Annotated in this window: 8 protein-coding genes and 1 riboswitch; of the genes, 5 read left to right on the top strand and 3 right to left on the bottom strand. The window is 69.5% G+C overall.

From position 1 onward, the window contains the following. Positions 1-54 precede the first annotated feature (54 nt). Both DK254_RS17665 and DK254_RS17660 read right to left on the bottom strand, forming a co-directional pair. Positions 55-810 (bottom strand): CbtA family protein, encoded by a 756-nt coding sequence (locus DK254_RS17665; protein ID WP_109934824.1) that lies wholly within the window; start codon positions 808-810, stop codon positions 55-57. Between the two features lie 17 nt (positions 811-827). Continuing rightward, positions 828-1,043: a CbtB-domain containing protein gene (locus DK254_RS17660; protein WP_061561196.1), complete on the bottom strand. Its 216-nt coding sequence runs from the start codon at positions 1,041-1,043 to the stop codon at positions 828-830. A gap of 60 nt (positions 1,044-1,103) precedes the next feature. Further along, positions 1,104-1,167: riboswitch (cobalamin riboswitch) on the bottom strand. Between the two features lie 72 nt (positions 1,168-1,239). On the opposite strand from DK254_RS17660, the gene DK254_RS17655 reads away from it, so the two are divergent. From DK254_RS17655 to ddlA, 4 genes are all read left to right on the top strand, one after another. Beyond that, on the top strand, positions 1,240-1,788 hold the full coding sequence (locus DK254_RS17655) for a histidine phosphatase family protein (protein ID WP_109934823.1): 549 nt from the start codon (positions 1,240-1,242) through the stop codon (positions 1,786-1,788). A 48-nt stretch (positions 1,789-1,836) separates the two neighbouring features. Beyond that, the gene (locus DK254_RS17650) at positions 1,837-2,250 is read left to right on the top strand and encodes a VOC family protein (protein WP_089391631.1); all 414 of its coding nucleotides are present in this window, start codon (positions 1,837-1,839) and stop codon (positions 2,248-2,250) included. 31 nt (positions 2,251-2,281) lie between these two features. Next, positions 2,282-3,106, top strand: a complete 825-nt coding sequence (locus tag DK254_RS17645) for an aldo/keto reductase (RefSeq protein WP_109934822.1) — start codon at positions 2,282-2,284, stop codon at positions 3,104-3,106. A gap of 386 nt (positions 3,107-3,492) precedes the next feature. Continuing rightward, a complete protein-coding gene (gene ddlA / locus DK254_RS17640) occupies positions 3,493-4,587 on the top strand; it encodes a D-alanine--D-alanine ligase (protein WP_109934821.1) in 1,095 nt (364 codons plus the stop codon). A gap of 11 nt (positions 4,588-4,598) precedes the next feature. On the opposite strand, the gene DK254_RS33845 is transcribed toward ddlA, so the two are convergent. Next, positions 4,599-4,826: a hypothetical protein gene (locus DK254_RS33845; RefSeq protein ID WP_146219615.1), complete on the bottom strand. Its 228-nt coding sequence runs from the start codon at positions 4,824-4,826 to the stop codon at positions 4,599-4,601. A 550-nt stretch (positions 4,827-5,376) separates the two neighbouring features. Here DK254_RS33845 and DK254_RS17630 point away from each other — a divergent pair. Then, positions 5,377-5,805, top strand: coding sequence for a hypothetical protein (locus DK254_RS17630; RefSeq protein ID WP_146219614.1), 429 nt, complete (start codon positions 5,377-5,379; stop codon positions 5,803-5,805). The last annotated feature ends 195 nt before the right edge of the window (positions 5,806-6,000 follow it).

Here is a 6,000-nt window from a genome sequence, read left to right as displayed (position 1 = left end):
GATGGGGCAGGGCGTGCGGGCCCCTGGGCGGGACCCGCGCGCCGAAGGGGCCGGTCAGGCCTTGCCGAGTCGCGGTCGATGCAGCGGAACGGCTTCCATCCACCAGCCGAAGACCAGGCCGACGGTGGTCCAGAGGATCGCCTGGATGCCCAGGGACACCAGGCGGAACTGCCACAGCAGGTCGGCCGGGAAGTCCGCCGGCACTTCGCGCACGGCCGGGAACAGCAGGGCGGCGACGGCGCAGATGGCCAGGTACACGGCCACGCCGGCGATGGCGCCGGTCCAGGCGCCGTGCTCGGCGAGCAGGCGGCGGGCCAGGTTCAGCGCGATGACGGCCGCGGCGATGGACAGGGCGATCATCAGGAAGAACAGTGCGGTGCGCTGGCGGATGCTCTCCGGGTCGCCCACCGACGGCGGGTTGGCCGGGTACTTCAGGCTCGGCATCAGGTACAGGGCGACGAAGGCCGCCAGGGCCAGCAGGGCGCTCAGCGCGCGCGGGCCCAGGCGCCCGGTGCGGCCCAGGGCGTAGGCGAACACCAGGGCGAACAGGCCGCCCATGGCGGCGCCGTAGACCACCACGCCGGTGAGCAGGCCGAAGCTGGCCTGGACCTCGCGGCTGACCAGCTCTTCCTCGTGGTCATGGGCGGCGCCGCTGGTGGCTTCGGCGGCCTCGTGCAGGGCCGACATCTGTTCTTCGAAGGCGATGGCGCGGTCCACCTGGGGTTCGCCGAAGACGAAGGCGAAGGCGAAGACGAGCAGGCCCGCCAGGACGCCGACGAGCATCCCGCGCAGCAGGAGTTTTCCAGTCATGTAGGGAATCCCCGGGGTCAGTGGCAGGGGAAGCCCAGCAGGTGGCGGCCGTCGTGGACGAATTCGTGCACGTACATGCCCTTGAACATCGAGGTGGCGCCCTGTTCCGCGCCGACGAAGTACAGCGCCAGGAGCAGCAGCAGGCCGCCGAAGATGGCCCAGGGCAGCAGTTCGGAAAGGGGGATGACGGGGAGCGATACGCCGGTATCGGCGTGGGTGGCTGAATGAGCCATGGAAACCTCCTAGGATTACGCGTCCTGAACGGTTGGCGATTTGTTTTTTTGCAGGGAAGGGTCTGACTCTCGGCCCGAGGACCGAATACAGTGGCGCGACCGTGCCGGGTTTTCACCGGCTTCCTTCCAGGTAACAAAGTGCTACGAGAGCGTCGGGCAGTGTAAACCCCGGCGCCTGCGAATGGGAGAGAATTCGATGCCGAGCCGCCTGAGCCTCGTCTGCCACGGGCGCACCGCCGCCCAGCGCCAGGGCCGCTTCGCCCAGCCCGACGAGCCGCTGGAGCCGGGCCAGGACGAACGCCTGGCCGAGCGCCGCGCCGGGCTCAAGGCGCCGCGGCGGCTGCTCTGCGCCCCCGAGCTGCGCGCCCGGCAGACCGCCGCCGCCTGGGAGGCCGAGCCACAGCTGCTGGAGGCCCTGCGCGACTGCGACTACGGCGCTTGGCGCGGGCAGAGCCTCCAGGCCCTGCAGGAAACCGCGGCGACCGGGCTGGCCGCCTGGCTGGCGGACCCCGCCAGCGCACCCCACGGCGGCGAGTCCCAGGTGCAGCTGTGCGAGCGCGTGGGCGCCTGGCTCGATGCCTTCGACGAGGACGGCCACTTCGTCGTCGTCAGCCACCCCGCGGTGCTGCGCGCGGCCGCGTTGCACGTGCTGCAGTCCGGCGCGGCGGCGTTCAATGCCATCGACGTCGAGCCGCTGGGCGTGCTGCGCCTGGTCCGCAACGGGCGCTGGCGCCTGCGTCTGTAGCGGGCCGCGGTCTATGCTCTGTGGGCCCATCGCCACGAGGAGACCGCCATGGCCAGCCATCCCCGCCTGATCCCCTGCCTGCGCTACCGCGACGCGCCGGCGGCCATCGACTGGCTGTGCGCGACCTTCGGCTTCGTCCGCCAGTTGGTGGTGGACGACGGCGAGGGCGGCGTGGCCCACGCGCAGCTGTGCCTGCCCGACGGCAGCGGCATGCTGATGCTGGGCTCGGCGGTGGACAATGAATACGGCCGGCTGATGCGCCGGCCCGAGGAGGTCGGCGGCTGCACCCAGAGCCTGTACCTGGTGGTGCCCGACGCCGAGGCCCTGTACCGCCGAGCGCTGGACGCCGGCGCGCGGATGGTCATCGACATCCGCGACGAGGACTACGGCGGCCAGGGCTTCACCTGCCGCGACCCCGAGGGGCACGTATGGAGCTTCGGCACCTACGACCCCTGGCATTGAACGACTGGTAGTGAACAAGAAGGAGCAAGGCATGAAAGAGGTGGTATTCGCCGATGGCGCGCGCGTTCCGGCCATCGGCCAGGGCACCTGGCGCCTGGGCGAGGACAGGGCGGCGCGCAAGCGCGAGGTGGCGGCCCTGCGCGAAGGCATCGAGCTGGGCCTGACGCTGATCGACACCGCCGAGATGTACGGCGAGGGCGGCTCGGAGGAGGTGGTCGGCGAGGCCATCGACGGCCTGCGCGAACAGGTCTTCCTGGTCAGCAAGGTCTACCCGCACAACGCCAGCGCCCGCGGCGTGCCGGCGGCCTGCGAGCGCAGCCTGCGGCGCCTGGGCACCGACTGCCTGGACCTCTACCTGCTGCACTGGCGCGGCCAGTACCCGCTGGAGGAAACCGTCGAGGCCTTCGAGCGCCTGCGCCTGGACGGCAAGATCCGCCGCTGGGGCGTCTCCAACTTCGACCTCGACGACATGCAGGAACTGGGCGCCCTGCACTGCGCCACCAACCAGGTGCAATACAGCCTGGAGGAACGCGGCATCGAATGGGACCTGCTGCCCTGGTGCCAGGAACAGCGCATGCCGCTGATGGCCTACTGCCCGGTGGGCCAGGGCGGCCGCCTGCTGCGCAACGCCGCCCTGCGCGAAGTGGCCGAACGCCATGGCGCAACTCCGGCGCGGGTGGCCTTGGCCTGGTTGATTCGCCAGGAGGGGGTGATCGCTATACCCAAGGCGGTGGAGGCCGCGCACATCCGCGACAACGCCGCGGCACTGCAGCTGCGGCTGGACGAGGAAGACCTGGCGAAGCTGGACGCGGCCTTCCCGCCGCCAAGGCGCAAGACGCACCTGGCGGTGGTCTGAGGTAGGGGGGCTCGCGCTTTTCGTAGGAGCGAGCTTGCTCGCGAAGGGTGCCCTGCCGGTGGTTTCGGTGTTTGGCTTGACCCCGCCCCTCTCCCCAGCCCTCTCCCTGAAGGGAGAGGGGGCAGTCTGTGCCGAGAGAAGTGATGGTATCAGCCGGAGACCAACGGCGTTACCAGCTGACTCCAGAACATCCAAGCACTCCGAACGGTCCCCTCTCCCTTCAGGGAGAGGGTTAGGGAGAGGGAGCGGAGTCCCCCAAAACACCGCTGCTACAGGTAACTACCGTTCGCGAGCAAGCTCGCTCCTACGAAAAACGCCCGACCACCGTCCTGTAAAAATCCCCACCACCATGATAAGAAGCGCCCATCAGCAAGCTGGAGGCAGTCATGGGCAAGTTGCGTGTCGGGGTGATTTTCGGTGGGCGTTCGGCGGAGCACGAGGTGTCGCTGCAGTCGGCGAAGAACATAGTCGATGCCCTGGACCGCTCGCGGTTCGAGCCGGTGCTGATCGGCATCGACAAGGAAGGCCGCTGGCACCTCAACGATGCCTCCGACTACCTGCTCAACCAGGAGAACCCGGCGCTGATCGCGCTCAACCGCTCCAACCGCGAGCTGGCCGTGGTGCCCGGCAAGGCCGAGCGGCAGCTGGTGGAGACCGGCAGCCGCCAGCTGCTGGACCACGTCGACGTGATCTTCCCCATCGTCCACGGCACCCAGGGCGAGGACGGTTGCCTGCAGGGCCTGCTGCGCATGGCCGACATCCCCTTCGTCGGTTCCGACGTACTCGGCTCGGCCATCTGCATGGACAAGGACGTGAGCAAGCGCCTGCTGCGCGACGCCGGCATCGCCATCACCCCCTTCGTCACCCTGACCCGCGCCAGCGCCGCGCGCATGCCCTTCGCCGAGGCGCAGCGCCGTCTGGGCCTGCCGCTGTTCGTCAAGCCGGCCAACCTGGGCTCCTCGGTGGGCGTCAGCAAGGTCGCGGACGAGGCCGGCTACGATGCCGCCGTGCAGCAGGCCCTGGCCTTCGACGACAAGGTGCTGGTGGAGGCCGCGGTGAAGGGCCGCGAGATCGAGTGCGCGGTGCTCGGCAACGACGAACCCATCGCCAGCGGTTGTGGCGAGATCGTGGTGCGCGGCGGTTTCTACTCCTACGACAGCAAGTACATCGACGAAGACGCCGCCCGGGTGGTGGTGCCGGCGGACATCGACGCCCAGGCCAGCGAACGCATCCGCCAGCTCGCCGTGGAGGCCTTCCAGGTGCTGGGTTGCTCGGGCCTGGCGCGGGTCGACGTGTTCCTCACCGACGACGGCGAGGTGCTGGTCAACGAACTCAACTCGCTGCCCGGCTTCACCCGCATCAGCATGTACCCCAAGCTCTGGCAGGCCGCCGGCATGAGCTACAGCGAGCTGGTCGGCCGGCTGATCGACCTGGCCCTCGAACGCCACGCCGCGCGCCGCCGCCTGCAGACCAGCCGCTGAGGCGGGGCCGGCTAGCCCGGCAGCTCTTCCTGGGTGCGCTGGTGCGCGGCTTCGAGCAGTGCCTGGGCATCGGCGTGGAGCATGCGCAAGGTCGTGCTCCAGCGCGCCAGGTCCCACTGCGAGGCGCTGGCGGCGGGGTGGTCTTCGAGTAGGTCGAGCAGGCCGCCGAGCGCCCGCAGGCGCTGCAGGGCCGTGTCGAGCAGTTGTGTCGCGGGGGCCAGCGCGTCGATGTAAAGCACTTCGCAGAAGGCCTGCGAGCTTTCCGGCAGAGGTTTGAATTCATGAACCCTGAAAGTCTCTTGCCGGGCGCTCGACCGGGCTTTCTCGCCGCGGAGGGGCGCGGGCTTGGAAGGGAACTGGTGCATTTCCTTACGCTCCTTGGACCGGGTGGAGCCCGCCGCTGCCGTTGCGACACGGGGGGCGGCGGGCCGTGCAGGGGTCGCAAACCGGAGGTCCAAGGAGAGTTCCGGCCAGGCGGAAGCCTGCCCTGCACGGCCAGCCATAACCAAGGCAAGCGTGACGCACGTGGCGCCTTGCTTTGATTTCTGCTGCTGCTGTGCTGAAGGACCTTTGGGTTGCGACACCCTGTCATGGCAAATGCCATGACGCCGGGAAGACTAACGAGCCGGGCTGTGGGAGCTGGGCGTTATGTGCTGTAGGGGGATTCCTTGATAAGGTTTTTCTCAGGGGAGTTCTCGGTTTGCCGGCGCCGTGACCGCCGGCTGCAATTTTGCCGGCCCAGCCTCTACACTCCCCGAAGCTACATTGGCCACGCTAAGGAGCCAGACGATGAGTTCTTCCTCGCGGACGGTATGGGCAGCTGCGCTGGCGGCGCTGCTGGTTGCTGTTGTTCCGGTCGCACACAACCCGGCCTGGGCCGAGGACGCCGCGCCGCCCAGCGGCATGGACGCGGACGACCAGCAGGGCCCGCTGGGCGACCTCGGTGAATACGGCCGCCTGGCCGAGGAGTCGCTCGACGCGGTGGGCGCCGGCGACTTCGCCACCGCCCGGGCCAAGGTCGACACCCTGCAGGCCAAGTGGCGCGCCGCCGCCGCCGAGCTCAAGCGCAAGAGCCCGGAGGACTGGAAGGCCGCCAACGCGGCGGTCGAGGGCGCGGTGCGGGAGCTGCATGCCAAGGCCCCGGACAAGGACCGCAGCCTGGACGCGCTGAACACCCTGCTGTCCACCTTCAACGACATCCAGGGCATCAGCGACTGACGCCCGCCGGGCCGGGGTCCGCCGACGGCCCCGGCCCGGCAGCTCGTCGGCATCGGCGGCGGGCGCCGCTCAACGAAATCCTCACATCCGCCTCGCGGAGTTTTCACCTTCGTCCACGCAGGATGGCGGCCAGCATCCGGCAGCGTGCCGGGTGCGCTCCGACCCATCCCCTGCGAGGCCCGTGGCGAAGTGAGG

The sequence above is a fragment of the Pseudomonas sp. RW407 genome (assembly GCF_003176655.1).
Lineage (GTDB): Bacteria > Pseudomonadota > Gammaproteobacteria > Pseudomonadales > Pseudomonadaceae > Pseudomonas > Pseudomonas delhiensis.
The sequence above is the reverse complement of the archived record's forward strand: the minus strand, read 5'-3'. Positions and strand labels throughout refer to the sequence as shown.